Origin of the sequence: Variibacter gotjawalensis (genome assembly GCF_002355335.1) — a bacterium.
Lineage (GTDB): Bacteria > Pseudomonadota > Alphaproteobacteria > Rhizobiales > Xanthobacteraceae > Variibacter > Variibacter gotjawalensis.
Window position 1 is genome coordinate 3,969,925 of record NZ_AP014946.1, and the last position, 19,864, is coordinate 3,989,788.

A 19,864-nucleotide genomic window follows, 5' to 3' on the forward strand; every position below is an offset into this window, starting at 1 on the left:
TTTGCCGGAACTGTTCACTACCTCGGCGCGCCGCGCAAGCTCACGCCTGCTGCACCACGAGCGCATCCGCGATGACGCAACCTTCGCCGCGCGCGAACACCATGACGGGATTGAGATCGATGCTCGCGATCTTCAGCTTCGCATCGAGCATAAGCGCGCCGACTTTCGCGGCGAGATCACCGAAAGCCGCGATGTCGAGCGGCGGATCGCCACGCACGCCATCGAGCAACGGTGCGATACGCAGCGAGCGCAACGCGCGCTCGACATCGGACGCCGAGAATGGCGGGATCAGCAAGCGCACATCGCCGAGCGCTTCGATATACTTTCCGCCGTCGCCGACCGCGACCACCGGGCCGAACACCGGATCGCGATGCGCGCCGATCATGAATTCGCGCTGACCCTTCGCCATCGCCGCGACGATGACGCCATCGAAGCTTGCCTTCTTTTCCGCAACCGTTGTCGTCATCGTCTCGAACAGCGCGCTGATCTCTGCTTCGCTGTTCACGCCGAGCTTGACCAGGCCATATTCGGATTTGTGCGGAATGTCGCGCGAACACGCCTTCACGGCGACGGGCCCGCCGATCGCGCGCCACGCTTCGACGCACTCGGCTGCGCTTTGACACAAGCGATACTTCGCGACCGGAATTCCGGCCTTCTCTGCGATCGCGAGGCTTTCGGCCTCGTTCAGCGTAACGCCTTCTTGCGCGGCGCTCTCCGCCGCACGATACGTGCTGCGCGCGCCTGATGCCGCGAGCCGGGCTGCCAATTCGTTCTGCCCGAGATACCCATCGAGCGCGCGGATCGCGGCGGACTCCGTCGCGAACGTCGCGAGGCCTTGTTCGGCGAAGGCTTGCGCGACGGACGGTTGCGGCGCCGCAACGACGAGCGGCTTGCCGGTCTCAGCCGCGAAAGCCGCGGAGTCTCGCGCGAAACGTGGAACGTCGTAGCCCTGCCCCGCAACCGGCACGCCGATGAGGAAAGCATCCGCCGCGGCGTCTTTCGCGATCACCGGCAGAATGTCCGAGAACAAGCCGCTGTTGGAAAGCAGCGCCGCCGTGATGTCGATCGGGTTCGTCGTCGTCGCGAAGCTCGGCAGGATTTTGCCGAGGCCTTCGCGCGTCGCCAGCGCGAGCTTCGCCATCGGCATGCCGGCATTCGATGCGGCGTCGGCCGACAGCACGCAGACCGCTCCCGAATTGCTGATCGCGACGAGGTTGCGGCCTTTCGGCTTCCAACCCTTGAGAAAGAGTTCGGCGGACTCGACGAGCCCTTCGACATCCTTCACGCGGTAGATGCCGTGATGTTCGAAGAATGCATCGACGACACGATCTTCCGTCGCGAGCGCGCCGGTGTGCGACGCCGCCGCAATCGCGCCGGCCGCCGTGCGCCCGGATTTGAGCGCCAGCACCGGCAGATTGCGCTCGCGCGCAATCGCGGCGGTCTCGGCGAGGAAGTGCGGGTCCGGCATGCCTTCGAGATAAAGCAGCAGCAGCTTGACGTTCGGATCCTTGGCGACTTCCGTCGACAACTCGGCGACGGAGACATCCGCATCGTTGCCGGTCGCGTGCGTGTGGCGCACGCCGATGCCGCGCTGGCGCAGCAGACCATACGGCACAACGCTCATCGCGCCGCTCTGCGAAAGGATCGCGACGGGTCCATCTTCGGGCGGCATTTCGAGGAACATCGTCGAGAAGCTCGCGATCGCGCCGCTGCCGAAATTTGCGAGGCCCTGCATGTTGGGCCCGAAAATGCGCATGCCGGTCTTGCGCCCCGCCGCGATCATGCGCTGCTCGGCCGCCGCACCGTTGACGGGATCGCTTTCCGAAAAGCCCGACGCCATCACGAGCGCGACCTTCACGCCCATCTCGGCACATTGGATGACGGTGCGCTCCGCGTTGTCGCCCGCGACCGCGACGCAGACCATGTCGGGCACTTCCGGCAATGCGTCGAGCCCGGCAAAACTCTTCACGCCCTGCACTTCGGGACGCGCCGGATTGATCGGATAAACCTTGCCTTGAAATCCGAACTTCGCGAGATAGTGAAGCGGGCGCCCGCCGATCTTGTTGATCTGGTCCGATGCACCGACGATCGCGATCGAACGCGGGTTCAGCGCGTATTTCAGATTGCTCATTGTTCTTTTTCTTCTGAGTTCTTCTTGTTACGTCTTTTTGAACTTCGGAATCGAACGCTCGCCGAATGCAACAAACTCCGCCGTCACTTTATCGCCGATCGCAACGCCGGGTTCGGCATGCGCCATCATGCGGAAACCTTCCGGCATCGCGACGAGAACCATCGTGTAGGGCGCATACGCCTTCCACTCGGGGCTCGGTGCGCGCGTCACCGTCGTGACGGCCTCGATCGTCCCCTCGCCCTTCGCCTCGACGTTCGCTGGCGCGCCGGCACCGCAGCGCGGACAAAACGAACGGCGGAAGTACCACGTCGAATTGCAGGTGCCGCAGCGTTGATACGCGATGCCCATCAGCACGCCTCCATCACGAGGCTGACATGCGAGGAGAGAACGCCGCCGTCGCCGTGCAGGAACGCCAGCGATGCGTCCTTCACCTGCCGTTCGCCGGCACGGCCGGTCATCTGCCGATGCGTCTCGACGAGATGCGCCATCGCGCCACCGACACCGCAATGTCCGTATGAGATCAAGCCGCCATGCGTGTTGAGCGGCAATGCGCCGTCGCGGTTGAAGACGCCGTCGCGCGCCATCACGCCGGCTTCGCCGCGCGCCGCAAAGCCGATTTCCTCGAGCAGCATGGTCAGCGTGATCGTGAAGCTGTCGTAGATGCCGAGATATCGGACGTCGGCCTGCGTGATGCCCGCAGCTGTCATTGCGCGCCGCGACGCGAGACCGGCGCCGACATCCGTCAGGCTCGGCGCCGCCGAAATATGCTGGAACAAATGCGCTTGCGCTGCGCCGCGGATACGCGCGGCGTGCGGCCGCTTCTCGCGGCTGATGACATAAGCCGCGCCGCCATCCGACACCGGACAGCAATCGAGCATCTTGAGCGGGGATGCGATCGGCCGCGACGCCAGCACTTCTTCGACTGTAATCGGATCGCGGAATTGAGCGCCGGGATGCAGCGCCGCATGCCGTCGCAGCAGCACGGCAAATTCGGCGAGGTCGCGCTCGGTGACGCCGAAGTCGTGCATGTAGCGCGACGCGACGAGCCCGTAATAAGCCGGGATCGTCGGCCCGAGCGGCACTTCGAATTCCGGATGTCCGACTTGCGCCAGCGTCTGTATCGATGAATCGCGCGACTGGCCGGTCAGCCGATTTTCACCGGCGACCACCAGAACATTGTCGACGACACCCGCATCGACGAGCGTATGCGCCAGCATCGTCATCGCAAAACCGGTCGCGCCACCGAGCTGCACCGCATGTGCATATTCGGGCTGCAGCCCGAAATGCTCGGCAAACACAGTCGACAGCATCAAATGCGGCATCGTGGTTGCGTAGCCGCAGATAAGTCCGTCGATATCTTGCCGTTCGAGCCCGGCGTCGGCGAGCGCTTCGCTCGCCGCACGCTGCATCAAGTCAAGCGCACTCGCGCCCTCATGACGCCCAAAGGCGGTCAGGCCCGAGCCGACCAGATAGCTCATCCGGCGCGGCGTCCGGAAGCCGTGCGGCGGATCGTGCCGACAGCTTCGGCAAGCGCATCGGAGACCGACTGCGCTTCGCGCTTGAGCATCTCGATGAGCTCCTTCTTGCGGGTCTCGAGACGCTCGCTGAGGCCGACGATGCTGAACGCGCCCATCACCTCGCCTTCGCGGCTGATCACCGGCATCGCGATGCCGCCCATGCGTTCGATCAACAGATCGAACACGATCGCGGCGCCCTCTTTGCGTGCCGACTGAACGCTCTCCATTACATTGTCGATCGAGAAGCGCGGGAAACGCTGTAGGTGCGGCGTGATGAGCGGCAGCAGAGCTTGGATGTCGCGATCCGGCAGGAACGCCAGCATCGCGAGACCACCGGCGCCGACGCCGAGCGGACGGCGGCTGCCGACGTGGAGATAGTTCGCCTGGATCGGGAAGCTGCCGACCTCGCGGTCGAGATACGCGATCTCGACGCCGCTGCGGATGCCGAATAGCACGGTGTCTTCCGACTGCACCGCGAGACGCGTCAGGCTCGGGCGTGCGAGCTGCACGATGTTCGGGACTTCGCGCGTCGCGACCGCGATGGCGAGCGCCTCGGGTCCGAGCGCGTAAAGCTTGCTCGCCGGCAGACGGCGCACGAAACCTTCTTGGCACAGCGTGTCGAGGATGCGCAGCGCCGTGACTTTGTTAAGCGTTGCGGACTCCGCGATCGACGTCAGCCGCATCGGCTTGCCGGAGGACAACGTGCGCAGAATGGCGCACACCTTTTGAGCCGAATTAATCGGGATGACGGGAGTAACGTTCGTATCAGTCAACTTTCGCTCCAGACTGGCGCACCACAGGCGCCCATTTTTCAACTTCGTTGCGGACGTAGTCGGTAAATTCAGCGACGGTGGTCGGCCGCGCCGTCGCGGCCAACGCGCCGAAGCGCTCTTTCACAAGCGGTGTCGCCAGCGCTTTGACGATTTCGCGGTTGAGGCGATCGACGATCTCGGGCGGCGTACCGACCGGCGCCATCAAGCCGTTCCAGGCCGTGACTTCGTAGCCCTTGAGCCCGGTCTCGGCGACCGTCGGAACATCCGGCAGCAGCGCAACGCGCTCGCGGCTGGTTACAGCCAAAGCACGTAGCTTCTTGTCCTGCACATGCGGCAAGCCTGACGCTGCCGTATCGAACATGACGGCGACATGGCCCGCGATGTGATCGTTCATCGCCGGCGCGCTGCCGCGATACGGCACATGCGTCATCTCGATGCCGGCCATCATGCAGAACAGCTCCACGGCCATGTGCGTGGACTGGCCGTTGCCGGACGTGCCGTAGTTGATGCCCTTCGGCTTCTGCTTCGCGAGCGCAATAAGCTCCGCCACGGAATTTGCCGGCACGCTCGGATGCACCGTGCAGATGAGCGGCACCTCCATCAGCAGCGCGATCGGCGCGAAGCCCTTCACGGTGTCGTAGTTGAGCTTCGAGAACAGCGTCATGTTGATCGCATGCGCGGTCGTCGCGAGAACGAGCGAATAGCCGTCGGGCGCCGAGCGCGCGCCGGCCTCCATGCCGATATTGCCGCCCGCCCCTGCCCGGTTGTCGATGATGAAGGGCTGGCCGATCTGCTCTTGCAGCAACTGGCCGACGACGCGCGACGCGATGTCGCTCGACCCACCCGGCGGATACGGCACGATGATTTTGACCGGGCCGGTCGGCCAGGCGGAGGCGTGAGCCCGTGGGAACGTCTGCGCGAGTGCACCTAGGCACCCGGCACCTGCTGCGGTCCGCAACAGATTGCGGCGTGAAAGCATGCATTCCTCCCTTATTTTCGAGAGGCGCGCCACGCCTTCGGAAAACCTAAGGGCGGGGGCCGCGACCGGCTCTTCTTATTGTTTGGGCATTCTGCCAGACAGAAATCAGAACGCAAGATTTCTAATGATTATCACTGATATGCGATTGTCGCATGCGATCGCGTACCGTTTGGCGTAATAAACGCCAATTCTGATGTGATCGCAAACATTAAGCCGCGAAGCGCGCCGCTTCGCAAGCCTGGGCGCCTGACAAAAATGTCAGCGCTCGCGGAAGGTGCGCGCGAACTGTTCGGTCAGGGGCTTGATCAAATAGTCGACGGCCAGTCGGTTTTCAGTCCGGATGTAGACCTCGGTCTGCATGCCGGCGATCAGCTGCAGGTCCTGCAGCTTCTTGGCCTGGTCGGGGTCGATATCGATGCGCACAAGGTAGTACGCGGCTTGGACAGCGCCCGACTGCCCCGGCACCTGCTCTCGGGTCAGGTCCGCCGAGATGGTTCGCACCTTGCCATCGAGATCCTGCATCAACCGCCGATTGCCGGCCGAGACCTTGATGTGGACCTGCGCACCGACGTGGATTTGGTCGACGTCGGTTGGGGCGGCTTTCGCCTCGACCAACAATGCGTCGGCGACCGGCACGACGAGCATCAACGTCTCGCCGCGCTGCACGACACCGCCGACCGTGTGCACGGCGAGCTGATGCACCGTGCCGTTCTGCGGCGAGCGGATATCGATACGGCGGAGTTCGTCCTGCGCTGCGTTCACCCGCTCCTGCAGCTCGGCCATCTTCGACTGCGCCTCACGCAGATCGCGCAGGACCTCGGTGCGGAAATCCTGCTCGAGCTGAATGATCTGAATTTCGGTCTCGGCGATCTTCCCGCGTGCACGCGCTTGTTCGGCGACCAGCTGGCCGCGCTCGCCCTGCAGGCGCGCCTGATCGCGCTGGAGCGCGTTGTAACGGACGATGGTGACGAGATTCTTCTTATAGAGGCCCTGCACACCGGCGAGCTCTTCGCCGATGAAGGTGATTTCTTTTTCCTTCGCTTCTTGCTGTGCCGTCAGGCCGCGAATTTCGTTCTCGGTCTGCGTGATGCGTTCGCGCAGCTGCGATCGTTGCCCCTCGCGGCCGCTGCGCCGCGCCTCGAACAACTTCACTTCGCCGAGGATGGCCGAGTCTACGGTCAAGTCTTTGCGGCGCGCCAAGTAGGCCGGATCGAATGTGATTTCCTTTGCGCCGTCGCGTTCCGCAACGAGGCGGGCTTCTCGCGCGACCAGCACGTCGAGCTGCGACTGAACGATACCGAGGGTCGCGCGCGGCAGCGTATCGTCGAGCCGAACCACCAGTTCGCCGGCTTTCACCGTACTGCCTTCGCGCACGAATATCTCGCCGACGATGCCGCCGGTGTTGTGCTGCACCTTCTTGACGTTGCTTTCGACAACCAGCGTGCCCGGTGCAATCACTGCGCCTGCGATATGCGTCGTCGCGGCCCATCCGCCGACGCCACCGACGACCAGAAGCACTGTCGTCAGACCGATGATATTCAGCCGCCGGATCGCGGCTTTCGGATCGACTGGCTCGCTCATGCGCCGCTTCCTGGATTGTCGCTGACAACTTTCAGGGTTGTCGGGGCGGTGGCTGGCGCTTGTTGTGGCGGCTGTTGCGGTTGTTGCGGCATGAGCCGCGCCAGCACCTCGTCGCGCGGTCCGAACGCCATTTGCGCGCCATCGCGGAGCACCAACACACGGTTGCAAACCTTCAAGGCGCCGCGGCGATGCGCAATCATAAGAACGATCGCGCCGCGCTTGGCCGCTTGCTCGATCGCGGTAAGCAGAGCTTCCTCACCGTCGCTATCGAGATTGGCATTCGGCTCGTCGAGCACGATGAGGAACGGATCATTGTAAAGAGCGCGCGCCAAAGCGACACGCTGCCGCTGGCCGGCCGACAGAATTGCGCCGGAGTCTCCGATGCGTGTGTCGTAGCCATTGCGCAAGTGCAGGATCATGTCGTGCGCACCGGCCGCACGCGCGGCCTTCACGACTTTGTCTGGATCGGGATCGTTAGCCATGCGCGCAATGTTCTGCGCGACAGTGCCGTCGAACAATTCGACCGCTTGCGAGAGGTAGCCGATATGCGGGCCGAGCAACGTCGGCGACCACTGTTTAAGCTCTGCGCCATCGATACGAACCGCCCCGCGTGCCGGCGGCCAGATGCCGACCAGGACGCGAATGAGCGAGGTTTTGCCCGATCCGCTCGGCCCGATGACGCCGACGACATCGCCGGCGCGCGTTTGGAAGCGGACGCCGCCGACGATCGGCACCTGCGTCTCCGGCGCAACCACCACCACGTCTTCGGCTTCGAAGCTCTGCTTCGGCGGCGGAAGCTCCATGCGCTCCGGCGAGATGCCGAAATGCGCCAGCATTTGCGAGAGGCGATGCGTCGCATCGCGCGCAGCAACAAAGCCGCGCCAATTCGCGATCGCGGTTTCGATCGGCGCGAGCGCGCGCGCCATCATGATCGAGGCCGCGATCATCGAGCCCGGGCTCAACTGCTGCTGAATAACGAGATAGGCGCCAAGGCCCAGAATGCCGGACTGTAGAAACAGCCGGAGCACCTTGGAGAGGCCACCGTAAGAACTCACGACATCCGAAGAACGGCGCACGGCGGTGAGATATGCATTGTTGGCTTCGTTCCAGCGTTTCGCCATCGCATCGCCGAGACCCATCGCTGTGATGGTTTCGCTATTGCGGCGATCGGCCTCGATCGCGGCCGCACGTTGGCCTGCGCCCTTCGCGACTTCGCGCGCAGGCTCACGGCTCGAGCGCTCGGTCAGCAGCGTCGTTGCGACCAGCAGCAGCGCGCCGAAGAGCGACAGAAAGCCGATCCAGGGGTGCAGCAGGAAGCAGATTGCCAGGAACACCGGCATCCACGGCAGGTCGACGATCGCGATCGGACCTGCGCTCGTCAGGAATGAGCGAATCTGATCGAGATCGCGCACAGGCTGCTGTGCGTCGATAGAGCGGCTGTTGGTGGCCAGGCGCAGCACGGCGTTATGCACGGTCGTGCCGAGGTCCTTGTCGAGCACTGCGGCCGATCGCGTCACGATGCGCGTGCGGATGAGATCGAGGATCGCTTGGAAACCGTAGGCCACCGCAAGCAGGACCGAGAGCGCGATCAAGGTCGGCACGCTGCGGCTCGCCAGCACGCGGTCATAGACTTGCAGCATGTAGAGCGGGCCGGCCAACATCAGCAGATTGACGAGGCCGGAGAAGATCGCAACGCTCCAGAATGCGCCGCGGCAATCGCGTAGCGCCTGCGCCACCGCTGGATGACGTCCGGGACTTCCCGGATTGGGTTGCCGAGCCAAAGGCTATTCTCCGCGCATCATGGTTGGACGTTTATGTCTTTAGACGAAATCCGATGACAGCTGCGGTCAGCCTTTGGAGCTGACATTGCGAGAATGAGCATTACCCCACGTAGCGCATCTTGCAAGACCGCCAAATGACGGATGCGCTTTATCTACAGGTGCTCAGGTTTTCTTCGAGCGGGCAGGATCGAGAACGCCCGAGAAGAGATCGCGGAACCACTCGGCGTTCTGCGGCATCGAAGAGAACCAGGTCTTCATCAGACCCTCAGGGGAATACCGCTCCATATTCTCCATCATCTTGTCTTCGAGCTCTTTCATGACTCGTTCTTGCATCGGCTGAACGTCCGGCAGACCGAAAAACTGCCTTGCCTCCAGCGGCGTGCAATCGACTTCGACGGTTACTTTCACGACTTGAACTCCCAAACCCAGGTCGGCAAAGATCATCCAGACGGCCCCGAAAGTCCAATCCGGATTGGATTTCTCGGCGAACAAGGCTAATTCGGCCGCGGAAAAACTCGAGCAAAGCCCTTTGCAGACGACGACCTTCACGCTGAAAGCCGGCCCCGGCGCACGCGCGATTATCGAGCGAAACGGCCTGACGCCGGCAACCATCGGTGCCATCGGCGCCGCTGCCGGCGGGCCGAAATGGCTGATCCAAGGGCGGCTCGACCGCGCCATTTTCGCCGAGTGGCTGCGCGAAGTGCCGGCCGCAATCCCTGCCATCGGGTCATCGATCGGTGCCTTTCGTCTCGCCTGCGCGGCGCAAGCTGATGCGACCGCGGCCTACGAGCGGTTTGAGGCGGCTTACTTGGCGCAGACCTACAGCGCGCGGCCGGACGCGGCCGAGATCACGCGTGAGGGACGCAAACTGATCGCCGCGATCCTCGCCGATGGCGGTGCCGACGCTGTGCTCTCGTCGCCTCGCCTTGCGGTGAACTTCGTCGTCGCCCGCCTGAAGGGGCTGACCACTGCCGACAGCCGCGCCGCGCAGATGCTCGGCTACGGCCTCGCTTTCTTTGCGCACGTCGCGCGCCCGCGCGGGCTTGCGGGTCACGTCGAACGCTACGTGTTCTCGGCAAGCGGTGAACCCGCGCTATCGATCGGCGCCGACCATTTCCACACATCGTGGCTGCCGCTCTCGTCCGCCAACATCGCGGAGGCGATCCTCGCCAGCGGCACACTGCCGCTGATCATGGAGCGCATCGTCGCAATCGATGGCGCACCGGCCGGACACTACGTCGATGGCGGCATCATCGATTATCAGATGGACCTCGCGCACACCGATGCCGCGAAGGTGTTGTTCATCCCGCATTACGAGAGCCGCATCGTGCCGCGCTGGTTCGACAAATCGCTCAAGTGGAAGAAGCCGCGCCACACCGATCGCATGGTCGTGCTCAGCCCCTCACCCGCGTTGATCGACAAGCTTCCCGGCAAGGGCATTCCGAACCGCAAGGACTTCAAGCATTATGCGGGCGACGACACCGCGCGGCTGGCCGCTTGGCGTGCCGCCATCGATGCGTCGGAGCGCATGGCGGAAGAATTCCGCGCGCTCGTCGCGGCGGGGAAGCTGGAAGGCGCGGTGCAGCCGCTGTAGCGCTACACCTTCACCATGCGCTTGCCGCGGTTCTCGCCGGCGAGCAGGCCGATCAGCGCTTGCGGCGTATTTTCCAGGCCGTCGATGACATCCTCCTCGACTTTGAGCTTGCCGGCCGCGACCCAGGCCTGCAGATCCTTCAGCGCGCGCGCCTGATCCTTGAAGTAGTCGGTCACGATGAAGCCCTGCATGCGCAGACGCTTCACGACGATCAGCCCCGGCACGCCGCGCGGGCCCGCCGCATCCGGCACGCCGTCGTATTGCGAGATCGCCCCGCAGCACGCGATGCGGCCGCCGATATTCATTTGCGCCAAACACGCTTCGAGGATCGTGCCGCCGACGTTGTCGAAGTAGACATCGATGCCCTTCGGCGCTGCGGCTTTCAGCGCCTTGAAAACGCTCTCGCCCTTGTAGTCGACCGCGGCATCGAAGCCGAGTTCGCTGGTCAACCACTCGCACTTCTCTTTGCCGCCCGCGATGCCGATCACGCGGCAGCCTTTGATCTTGCCGATCTGCCCCACGATCGAACCGACCGAACCTGCGGCGGCGGAGACGACAACAGTCTCGCCCTCTTTCGGCTGGCCGATATCGAGAAAGCCGAAATACGCCGTCAGCCCCGCGATGCCGTAGACGCTCAGCAGGTTTGTCAGCTGCGGAACGCGCGGCAACTTGGTGAGATGCTTTCCCTTGACGGCCGCGTAATCCTGCCAACCCGTGTCGCCGAAGGCGAGATCGCCCGGCTTGAAGTCCGGCGACTTTGATTCAACCACCTCGGCAACGCCGCCGCCTGCCATCACGCCACCGAAATCGAGCGCGGAACGATACGTCGCGCCATGCATCCAGGCGCGGTTCGCGGCATCGAGCGAAATATACAGCGTGCGCAGAAGCACTTCGCCGTCTTGCGGCACTGGCATCGCACCCTGCGACATCTTGAAATGCTCCGGCCCCAATTTGCCGGCCGGCTTCTCGACCAAGAGAACTTGGCGGTTCACGTCAGCCATGAATTCCTCCCATGAAATATTGGCCGCAAGTCAGCGCTTAACGCGCGCGCGAAGTCAATGTCCTCTCTCTTGTAGCCTGGATGAAGCGCGGCGGCGCGCTTCTCGCGCGCACGCCGAGCAAAATCCGGGATCGGCATTCGCCGCAGATTCAGCCCCGGATGTCGCGCGCTTCGCGCCGCTCATCCGGGCTACGAAGGCGTGTATGGCCCGGCTTGTGCGGGCCATGACAGGTTGACGTGGCAAGTTGACGTGGAAATCGAACAACACCCCGCGCGCTTCCGGACCGGCCTTGTTGGACCGCGTCCAAACTATCGTTGCGTTTTTGCTGCCCCTAGCGTTTCATCCCGCAAAAGTTGCCGCGTGTTTTCCGGGGGAAACGCATGTCGTCGAAGACCAATCCGCTGCATCCGATTCCGAAGCTGCCGGGCAAAATGCTGATCGGCAACCTGCTCTCGGTCGATGCCGAGCAGCCGATCCAAGATCTGATGCGAATCGCATCCGAACAGGGCCCGATCTTCTGGATGGACATGATGGGCAAGCCCATCGTCGTCATCTCCGGTGCGGACCTGCTCGACGAAGTCTGCGACGAGACGCGTTTCGACAAATCGACGCGCGGCGTGCTGCGCCGCCTGCGCCCTGCCGCGCACGGTCTCTTCACGGCCGACACCGAAGAAGAAAAGTGGTCGCTCGCGCATAACATCCTGATGCCGACCTTCGCGCAGCGCGCGATGCAGGGCTATCACCCGATGATGCTCGATATCGCCGAGCAGATGATGGCGAAGTGGGAGCGCCTGAACCCGGACGACGAGATCGACGTCACCGACGACATGACGCGTCTGACACTCGACACCATCGGGCTGTGCGGTTTCGATTATCGCTTCAACTCCTTCTACCGCGACGGCAACCACCCCTTCATCGATGCGATGGTGCGCACGCTCGAAGCAACGATGCAGCATCGCGGCCTGCCGTTCGAAGAGGTGTTCAAGTCGAAGCAGCTCAAGCAGGTGAACGCCGACATCAAGTACATGCACAAGATGGTCGGCGACATCATCCGCGAGCGCCGCGAAAATCTCGACACGCAGGGCGACAAGAAAGACCTGCTGAACTTCATGTTGCAGGGCGTCGACAAGAAGACCGGCCAACGCCTCTCCGACGAACAGATCCGCGACGAGACGATCATCTTCCTCATCGCGGGCCACGAGACGACCAGCGGCATGCTGTCCTTCGCGACCTATGCGCTGCTTAATAATCCGGACGTGTTGGCGAAAGCCTATGCGGAAGTCGACCGCGTGCTCGGTGGCGACATTTCGGTGAAGCCGACCTACGCGCAGGTCAATCAGCTCACTTACATCGGCCAAATCCTGAAAGAAGCGCTGCGGCTCTGGCCGACCGCACCGGCCTTCGCGCTGCGCGCGCTCGAAAACACGACTGTCGGCGGCGAATACAAGATCAAGAAGAGCTACCACGTGATGGCGCTGATCGCGCAGGCGCACCGTGACAAGTCGGTCTGGGGGCCGCGCGCCGACGTGTTCGATCCGGAGAATTTCAGCCGCGAGGCTGAAGCCAATCGCCCGCCGAATGCCTACAAGCCGTTCGGCAACGGGCAGCGCGCCTGTATCGGCCGCCAATTCGCGATGCAGGAAGCGACGCTCGTGATGGGCATGATCCTGCAGCGCTTCAAGCTGCACGACCCGCACCGCTACAAGCTCAGCATCAAAGAGACGCTGACGGTCAAACCCGAAGGCTTCAAGATCAAGGTGCGCGCGCGCACCGATCGCCCGAAGGTCACGCCCGGCTATCAGGTCGCCGCGACCACGGCGAAGCCGAAAGCCGCCGCCAAGCCGGCGCCGAAGGTCGCCAGCCACGGCACGCCGTTGTTGGTGCTTTTCGGCTCCAACCTCGGCACCGCCGAGGAATTCGCCCGCTCGATCGCGGAAGGCGGCGAGGCCAATGGCTTCGAGACGAAACTCGCCTCGCTCGACGATTACGAGAACGCGCTGCCGCGCAACGGCGCGACCGTCATCGTCTGCGGTTCGTATAACGGGACGCCCCCCGACAACGCGGTGTCGTTCGCCAAGTGGCTCGAAAATGAGATGAACGCCGATGCCCTCAAGGGCGTCAACTACACGCTGTTCGGCTGCGGCAATCGCGATTGGCTCGCGACCTATCAGTCCGTGCCGCGTCACCTCGACGAACGCCTGAAGGCGCTCGGCGCGACCGAGGTCTATCCGCGCGGCGAAGGCGACGCGCGTGAAGACCTCGATGGCCAGTTCCAGGATTGGTACAAGAAGCTATGGCCGAAGCTCGCCAAGGAGCTGAAGATCGACGCCGATCTCTCCAAGGCGGCCAAAGCCGCTCCGCTTTATGAACTCGACTACGTCCCGGCCCCGGCGCCGAACACGATCGTCGCCTCGACCGGCGCTCAGAAAATGCGCATCACGGCGAACCGCGAACTCCAAAAGCGCGACGGCGACAACGCTTCCGACCGCTCGACCCGGCATATCGAGATCGAACTCCCGGACGGCGTGAACTACCGCGCCGGCGACCACTTGATGGTGATCCCGTCGAACAGCCGCGCGCTGGTCGAGCGCGTGATGGACCGCTTCGGCATCGCGCCGGACACCCACATCCGCCTCGACGTCGCGGAAGGCCGCCGAGCGTCCCTGCCGACCGGACAGACCCTACCGGTCTACAACCTGCTCGCCGACTATGTGGAGCTGCAGGGCATCGCGACCCGCAAGCAGATCCAGACTCTGGCGGACAACACACGCTGCCCGCACACCAAGCCGCAGCTTCAGGCGCTCGCGGCCGAGGACGGCGAAAAGTACAAGACCGAGGTCTTCCAGAAGCGGAAATCGGTGCTCGACCTGCTGGAGGAGTTCCCGGCCTGCGAACTCCCCTTCAACCTCTTCCTCGAAATGCTGCCGTTGATCGTGCCGCGCTACTACTCGATCTCGTCGTCGCCCAAGCTCGACCCCAAGAAGGCGAGCATCACGGTCGGCGTTGTCGAGGGTCCGGCCCGATCCGGTAACGGCGTCTACCGGGGCGTCTGCTCCAACCACCTGCTCCGTCAGGGTCCGGGCAGCGTGGTCCAGGGCATCGTCAAGGAGACCAAGGTCGGCTTCCGCCTACCGGACGACCTTTCGACCCCGATCGTCATGATCGGCCCCGGCACCGGCCTCGCGCCCTTCCGCGCCTTCATGCAGGAACGGGCAGCGGCCAAGAAGAAGGGCAAGAAGCTCGGCACCGCGATGCTGTTCTTCGGGTGCCGGCACCCGGACCAGGACTTCATCTATGGCGACGAGCTCAAGCAGCTTGCCAAGGACAGCGACACCGAACTGCACATCGCCTTCTCCCGGCACAACGGGAAGAAGACCTACGTTCAGGACCTAATCAAAGCCGAGGGCACCAAGATCAAGAAGCTCTTCCGGGATGGCGCGATCGTCTATGTCTGCGGAGACGGCAGCCGGATGGAGCCGGATGTGAAGAAGGTTTTGGCCGCGATGTACGGCGAGGAGACCGGCTCCAGCGAGGACAATTCCCTCGCCTGGGTCGATAAGATGACGTCGAAGAACCGCTACGTCCTCGATGTTTGGGTCGGCAGCTGAGCTTAGTTGACGTTAACGGCAACTACGCCGATACCGAGAGCTAAGACCCTCACGCATGCCTGGCGTGAGGGCGATGAATCACAATCTCAGATTGCAATCGCAACTGGTTGATTCGGCGCAACTTTGGCGGGCTGCGACTAAAGGATATTACTTCAAGTTTACGTTTGCGGCATGCAAGCGATTGACTTTGCATGCTGCAATGCACAAATCTACTTATGTCGAGCAACGATGTCCCTCTGGCCATCGGTTTTCCCTCGGCAATGGAGGGCCCATTATGGCTCGCGACAAAACCCAGGGTGTCATCCGCAAATTGCGCGCGCGGGAAGCCCATCTGTTTCAGGACCACCTGCTGCGCCTCGATGCCGAAAGCCGAAACCAGCGTTTCCTCGGCGGGGTCAACGACGCCTTCATTTCCCGTTACCCGGGCCGCTGCTTCGCCAATGGCGCGACGGTCTTCGCCTATATCGAGGACGGTAAAGTGCTGGGCGCGGCCGAGCTGCACCCCGAGGACCAGGACCAGCCGAATACGGCCGAGATCGCCTTTTCGGTCGAGCCGGAGCTGCGCCGCCGTGGCATCGGCCAGCGCCTGTTCCGCCGCCTGATCACCTCGGCGCGTAACGAGGGCATCCGTCACCTTCGTCTCAACTCGCACCCGTCAAACGAGGCCATGCAGGCCCTCGCCCGCAAGTTCAAGGCGCAGATCACGTTCGGCAACTGCGGCACCATGGGCAGTCTCAAGCTGCCGCAGGCGACCCATTCGTCGATCGCCAATGAGCTCCTGGACGATATCGAGGCGAATATCATCGAGAACGCCGCGTAACGCCTAAGCGGCGTCGTCGGGTATGATGCGCGCCATGTCCCTTGCCGCCCTCTCCCCCGACGACGCCGAAAAACTCTCCGGCCTCCGCCGGATGAAGCTGATCGCGACCGGTCTGCTGGTCGTCAGCGTCCTGCTGCTGATCGCGGCGAAAATCCTCGACCGCCGCTATCCCGGCGTCGGCTTCGCCTTCGTCGCCGCCTTCGCGGAGGCCGCCACCATCGGCGGCCTCGCCGACTGGTACGCGGTCGTCGCCCTCTTCCGCCGGCCGCTCGGCCTGCCGATCCCGCACACCGCCATCATCCCGCACAACCACCACCGGATCGCCGAGAGCCTCGGCACCTTCGTCGAGACCAACTTCCTCGCGCCCGAGCCCGTGAAGCAGAAGCTGCGCGAGGTCGATTTCGCGATCCTGATCTCCGACTGGCTCGCCGACCGGGGGCGCAGCGCGAACCTCTCGCGCTTCGTGCTCGGCCTGATGCCGCAGATCATTCAGGGCATCGAGGGGACGGGCCTGCGCCAATTCTTCGTCGAGCGCGGGCTCAACGAACTCAAGAATGTCGACGTCGCGCCGATCGCCGCCAACCTCCTCGGCGCACTGACCGACGACCGCCGGCATCAGTCGATCCTCGACGAAGTGCTGGTCGGCATCGGCAAGATCCTCTCCGACCAGAAGACCATCGATCTCATCCGCGACAAGATCCGCGACGAGTTGCCGACCCTGCTCCGGCTCTATCGGGCCGACGCGTATCTGCTGCGCAAGGTCATCTCGTCGTCGTTCTCGTTCCTACAAGAGGTGCAAGGCGACCCCGAACACCCGATGCGGAGCGAGTTCGATCGCTTCATCACGAACTTCGTCGAGAAGCTGCGCACCTCGCCCGAATACGCCGCCAAGATCGATACGCTGAAGCAGGAGCTGCTCGCCCGCCCCGAGATCGCGAAGCTTGCCGACGCCGTCTGGGAAAGCCTCAAGACATTCCTGCTCGACAATGCGGCGGACGCGCAGTCGGCGCTGTCGAAGCATCTCGAGAAGCTTCTGGTCGATGTCGGCCACCAGCTCGCCAACTCGCCGAAGATCCGCGCCGAGATCAACGACGGCATGGTGATGATCCTGGAAACCTTCATCGCCAGCCAGAAGAGCGGCGTATCGCGCTTCATCGCCGATCAAGTGAAGTCGTGGGATATCGACCAGCTCATTCGCCTGGTCGAGATCAACATCGGCCGCGACCTGCAATACATCCGCTTCAACGGCGCATTGGTCGGCGGCCTCGCCGGGCTGGTGCTCTACACGGCGGAGTATTTCCTGCGGTTGAATTGAGTGCGGTCGTCATGGCCACCGCATGGACACTCTCTCCGTCATGGCCCGCATGAAGCGGGCCATGACGGAGAGAAACGGCCCGATCAGCAACCTTGGCACCAATGATCAGCAACCCCGGCTCGCTTGAAGTAACCCGTTGCATCACTATGCTAAGGTTTGTTGCACAGAAACAATTTCGTCTATGCTCCCGTCATTAGCGGCAGCCACGGATGAAGGGAGACACCCGATGGCCGACCAAAACGACGCGAAGCCCGAACAGAAGGAAGCGCCGAAGCTCGACCCGCAGGCCGCCTTCCGCGACGTGATGGCGCAATGGGAGAAGGGCTTCAACAAGCTCGCCAACGACACGATGGGCACGGAAGTGTTCGCGCAGGCGATGCACAAATTCACCAACGTGCCGATGGGCATGCAGAACCAGCTCGGCGAGATGATCGGCCGCTACCTCGCGGCGCTCAATCTGCCGTCGCGCGCCGAGATGGTGAACATCGGCGAACGCATGAAATCGATGGAAGCCTCCCTCGCGCGCATCGAAGCGCGGCTCGTCAGCGTGACCAACGCGGCCGCCGCCGAAGCGATCAGCACGGCGCCGCCGACATCGAAGCCGCCGCGCACCAAGAAGCCGCCTTCGGCCGAGGGTAGTGCATGAGCACGGCGCAAAAGCAGAAGCCCGACGACTCGATCGCCTCTCGCATCCAGGCCGAAGTCGATCGCGCCATCCAGCGCAACATCAAAGGCCTCGAATACTTCACCTCGCCCGCGCCTGCTGTCGGACTGACGCCGAAAGACGTCATGGTCACGCGCGGGACGATGACGCTTTATCACTATCGTCCGATGGCGAAGGAAGTGTACCGCAAGCCGTTGCTGATCGTGATGGCGACCAGCAACCGCGGCTACATCCTCGATCTCGCGCCGGGTCAGAGCTTCATCGAGTTTTTGCTCAAGCAGGGCTACGACGTTTACGTGCTCGACTGGAATCCGCCGACCGCGGACGAGAAGCATCTTCGCTTCGAAGACTACGTGCTCGACTTCATCCCGGATGCGGTTCAGCGCGTGCTGAAGGAATCCGGTCAGCCCGATCTCAACATGATCGGCTACTGCATGGGCGGCGTCCTATCGACGTGGTACGCGGCACTGCACGCCGACGGCCCGCTGCAAAATCTCGTGTGCTTCACGACGCCTGTCGATTTCCGGCACATGAAGCTGTTCAACAACTGGTCCGACAAGCGTCACTTCGACGTCGACAAACTCGTCGAGCGTCTCGGCAACGTGCCGCCGGAATTCATCTACGCCTCGTTCGACATGCTGCGCCCCGCATCGCGCGTCACCGCGCAGATCTCGCTGTGGGAGAATATGTGGAGCGATCAGTATGTGAAGTCGTACCGCATGCTCGATCGCTGGTCGAACGAAACGCTGCCGCTCGCCGGCGAGTATTTCAAACAGACCGTGAAGGAGCTCATGTGGGAGAACTCCTTCTACAAGAATGAACTCGTGATCGGCGGCCGCCGCGTCGACCTCGGCAACATCAAGGTGCCGCTGCTGCACGTGCTTGCCGAACACGATCACATCGTCCCTTACGAAGCCGCCAAGCCGCTCGTCGCGCATGTCGGCTCGGAGGAAAAGGAAGAAGTCGTCCTCAAGGGTGGTCACGTCAGCCTCGTGGCCGGCGGCAACGCGATGAAGCGCTTGTGGCCCAAGGTCGACAACTGGCTTGGAGAACGTTCCGTATGACCACCGAAAGAAGTTACCCGCGGCCGCTCGAATATGCGGGCCGCACCGCGACGCTGCGTTACATGACGGGCGACGACGAAGCCGCCGTGCTGAAATTCGCGCGCACATTGCCGACGCACGATCTGTTGTTTCTGCCGCGCGACATCACGCAGCCGAAGGTCCTTGCTGCCTGGGCGTCGGAAGTCGAGCGCGGCGCGCTGACGACTCTGCTTGCCGTCGACGGCGATGAAGTGATCGGCTGCGCGACGCTGTCGTCCGATCCGCTCTCGTGGTCACCGCATGTCGGCGAAGTCCGCGTCGTGTCGTCGCCGAAGGTGCGCGGCATGGGCGTCGGCCGCACGCTGACGCAGGAGATTTTTGCCGTCGCGTTGGGGCAAGGCAAGAAGAAGCTCACAGCCCAGATGACGATCGATCAGCGCGGCGCGATCGCGGTGTTCGAAGGTCTCGGCTTCCGCGGCGAAGCTTTGCTGCGCGATCACGTCCAGGATCACGACGGCAACATGCACGACATCGTCGTGCTCAGCCACGACGTCGCGCAGTTCCAGGCGCAGATGGAAGCTTACGGCTTCGATCAGGCTTTCAGTGGCGCGCATTGAGCTAGACGGCGCGCCTCACTCTCAGCCGTCATCACGGAAGCCGCAGCTTGCGCAGCAAGCAAGGCTATCCGGGATCCACGTATCCCTGCGCTTGTGTTGTCTCAGCCGTTCTCGCGACACCGATCCACCGGGATACATGGGTCCCGGCTCGCGCGAATAGCCCTTCGGGCTGGTCGCTTGGCCGGGATGACAGCCGGGGTATTGGGCAACGCCTCGATGCAACCCGTAGCCCGGATGAGCAATGCGCTTAGCGCGATTGCGACATCCGGGGGCGGCAATAGAGGCGCGTTCTGATCCCTGGATTGCGCTCGGCGCGCGCGCGAAAAGCGCGCCGCCTCGCTTCATCCAGGCTACAAGAAGAAAGTAAGACGTGGATGGCCCGCATGAAGCGGGCCATGACGGGGGAACTCCGGCCGCGCGACAACAGGCTCAGCTCGTAG

General features: G+C 63.2%; 16 protein-coding genes. 7 read left to right on the plus strand and 9 right to left on the minus strand.

Annotated elements, in window-relative coordinates:
- Positions 1-40: 40 nt before the first annotated feature.
- The 8 genes from GJW30_RS19475 to GJW30_RS19515 form a co-directional block, all read right to left on the minus strand.
- Entirely contained in the window at positions 41-2,131 is a 2,091-nt protein-coding gene (locus GJW30_RS19475) for an acetate--CoA ligase family protein (RefSeq protein ID WP_096358059.1), read from the minus strand.
- Positions 2,132-2,158: 27 nt separating this feature from the next.
- Positions 2,159-2,479, minus strand: a complete 321-nt coding sequence (locus GJW30_RS19480) for a Zn-ribbon domain-containing OB-fold protein (protein WP_096358060.1) — start codon at positions 2,477-2,479, stop codon at positions 2,159-2,161.
- The gene (locus GJW30_RS19485) at positions 2,479-3,609 is read right to left on the minus strand and encodes a thiolase family protein (protein WP_096358061.1); all 1,131 of its coding nucleotides are present in this window, start codon (positions 3,607-3,609) and stop codon (positions 2,479-2,481) included. Before GJW30_RS19485 ends, GJW30_RS19480 begins: the two co-directional genes overlap by 1 nt.
- Complete coding sequence (locus GJW30_RS19490; protein ID WP_130364599.1) at positions 3,606-4,421, minus strand: IclR family transcriptional regulator; 816 nt, start codon at positions 4,419-4,421, stop codon at positions 3,606-3,608. The genes GJW30_RS19485 and GJW30_RS19490 overlap by 4 nt, the downstream gene beginning before the upstream one ends.
- The gene (locus tag GJW30_RS19495; protein WP_096358063.1) at positions 4,414-5,400 is read right to left on the minus strand and encodes a Bug family tripartite tricarboxylate transporter substrate binding protein; all 987 of its coding nucleotides are present in this window, start codon (positions 5,398-5,400) and stop codon (positions 4,414-4,416) included. The genes GJW30_RS19490 and GJW30_RS19495 overlap by 8 nt, the downstream gene beginning before the upstream one ends.
- Positions 5,401-5,658: 258 nt before the next feature.
- Positions 5,659-6,981 (minus strand): HlyD family type I secretion periplasmic adaptor subunit, encoded by a 1,323-nt coding sequence (locus GJW30_RS19505; RefSeq protein WP_096358065.1) that lies wholly within the window; start codon positions 6,979-6,981, stop codon positions 5,659-5,661.
- Positions 6,978-8,762, minus strand: coding sequence for a type I secretion system permease/ATPase (locus GJW30_RS19510; protein WP_096358066.1), 1,785 nt, complete (start codon positions 8,760-8,762; stop codon positions 6,978-6,980). Before GJW30_RS19510 ends, GJW30_RS19505 begins: the two co-directional genes overlap by 4 nt.
- A 162-nt stretch (positions 8,763-8,924) precedes the next feature.
- Positions 8,925-9,170: a DUF6489 family protein gene (locus tag GJW30_RS19515; protein ID WP_096358939.1), complete on the minus strand. Its 246-nt coding sequence runs from the start codon at positions 9,168-9,170 to the stop codon at positions 8,925-8,927.
- A gap of 121 nt (positions 9,171-9,291) precedes the next feature.
- Between GJW30_RS19515 and GJW30_RS19520 the strand changes: the two genes are divergently transcribed.
- A complete protein-coding gene (locus GJW30_RS19520; RefSeq protein WP_096358067.1) occupies positions 9,292-10,356 on the plus strand; it encodes a patatin-like phospholipase family protein in 1,065 nt (354 codons plus the stop codon).
- Between the two features lie 2 nt (positions 10,357-10,358).
- Here the strand turns inward: GJW30_RS19520 and GJW30_RS19525 are convergent, their stop codons facing one another.
- A complete protein-coding gene (locus GJW30_RS19525) occupies positions 10,359-11,357 on the minus strand; it encodes an NADP-dependent oxidoreductase (protein WP_096358068.1) in 999 nt (332 codons plus the stop codon).
- 380 nt (positions 11,358-11,737) lie between these two features.
- On the opposite strand from GJW30_RS19525, the gene GJW30_RS19530 reads away from it, so the two are divergent.
- From GJW30_RS19530 to GJW30_RS19555, 6 genes are all read left to right on the plus strand, one after another.
- A complete protein-coding gene (locus GJW30_RS19530; RefSeq protein ID WP_096358069.1) occupies positions 11,738-14,965 on the plus strand; it encodes a bifunctional cytochrome P450/NADPH--P450 reductase in 3,228 nt (1,075 codons plus the stop codon).
- Between the two features lie 274 nt (positions 14,966-15,239).
- On the plus strand, positions 15,240-15,785 hold the full coding sequence (locus GJW30_RS19535; protein ID WP_157746792.1) for a GNAT family N-acetyltransferase: 546 nt from the start codon (positions 15,240-15,242) through the stop codon (positions 15,783-15,785).
- A 25-nt stretch (positions 15,786-15,810) separates the two neighbouring features.
- Positions 15,811-17,100, plus strand: coding sequence for a DUF445 domain-containing protein (locus GJW30_RS19540; protein WP_096358940.1), 1,290 nt, complete (start codon positions 15,811-15,813; stop codon positions 17,098-17,100).
- Positions 17,101-17,326: 226 nt separating this feature from the next.
- Positions 17,327-17,746 carry a poly(R)-hydroxyalkanoic acid synthase subunit PhaE gene (locus GJW30_RS19545; protein WP_096358071.1) on the plus strand — a complete coding sequence of 140 codons (420 nt, stop codon included), beginning with the start codon at positions 17,327-17,329 and terminating at the stop codon, positions 17,744-17,746.
- Entirely contained in the window at positions 17,743-18,828 is a 1,086-nt protein-coding gene (locus tag GJW30_RS19550) for a PHA/PHB synthase family protein (protein ID WP_096358072.1), read from the plus strand. Before GJW30_RS19545 ends, GJW30_RS19550 begins: the two co-directional genes overlap by 4 nt.
- The gene (locus tag GJW30_RS19555) at positions 18,825-19,424 is read left to right on the plus strand and encodes a GNAT family N-acetyltransferase (protein WP_096358073.1); all 600 of its coding nucleotides are present in this window, start codon (positions 18,825-18,827) and stop codon (positions 19,422-19,424) included. The genes GJW30_RS19550 and GJW30_RS19555 overlap by 4 nt, the downstream gene beginning before the upstream one ends.
- The last annotated feature ends 440 nt before the right edge of the window (positions 19,425-19,864 follow it).

Bases quoted from the DNA above. Each gene is read 5' to 3' on its own strand.
- GJW30_RS19550 (WP_096358072.1), top strand. From the start codon at position 17,743: ATGAGCACGGCGCAAAAGCAGAAGCCCGACGACTCGATCGCCTCTCGC.
- GJW30_RS19530 (WP_096358069.1), top strand. From the start codon at position 11,738: ATGTCGTCGAAGACCAATCCGCTGCATCCGATTCCGAAGCTGCCGGGC.
- GJW30_RS19525 (WP_096358068.1), bottom strand. From the start codon at position 11,357: ATGGCTGACGTGAACCGCCAAGTTCTCTTGGTCGAGAAGCCGGCCGGC.
- GJW30_RS19555 (WP_096358073.1), top strand. From the start codon at position 18,825: ATGACCACCGAAAGAAGTTACCCGCGGCCGCTCGAATATGCGGGCCGC.
- GJW30_RS19505 (WP_096358065.1), bottom strand. From the start codon at position 6,981: ATGAGCGAGCCAGTCGATCCGAAAGCCGCGATCCGGCGGCTGAATATC.
- GJW30_RS19545 (WP_096358071.1), top strand. From the start codon at position 17,327: ATGGCCGACCAAAACGACGCGAAGCCCGAACAGAAGGAAGCGCCGAAG.
- GJW30_RS19495 (WP_096358063.1), bottom strand. From the start codon at position 5,400: ATGCTTTCACGCCGCAATCTGTTGCGGACCGCAGCAGGTGCCGGGTGC.
- GJW30_RS19485 (WP_096358061.1), bottom strand. From the start codon at position 3,609: ATGAGCTATCTGGTCGGCTCGGGCCTGACCGCCTTTGGGCGTCATGAG.
- GJW30_RS19535 (WP_157746792.1), top strand. From the start codon at position 15,240: ATGGCTCGCGACAAAACCCAGGGTGTCATCCGCAAATTGCGCGCGCGG.
- GJW30_RS19475 (WP_096358059.1), bottom strand. From the start codon at position 2,131: ATGAGCAATCTGAAATACGCGCTGAACCCGCGTTCGATCGCGATCGTC.
- GJW30_RS19480 (WP_096358060.1), bottom strand. From the start codon at position 2,479: ATGGGCATCGCGTATCAACGCTGCGGCACCTGCAATTCGACGTGGTAC.
- GJW30_RS19540 (WP_096358940.1), top strand. From the start codon at position 15,811: ATGCGCGCCATGTCCCTTGCCGCCCTCTCCCCCGACGACGCCGAAAAA.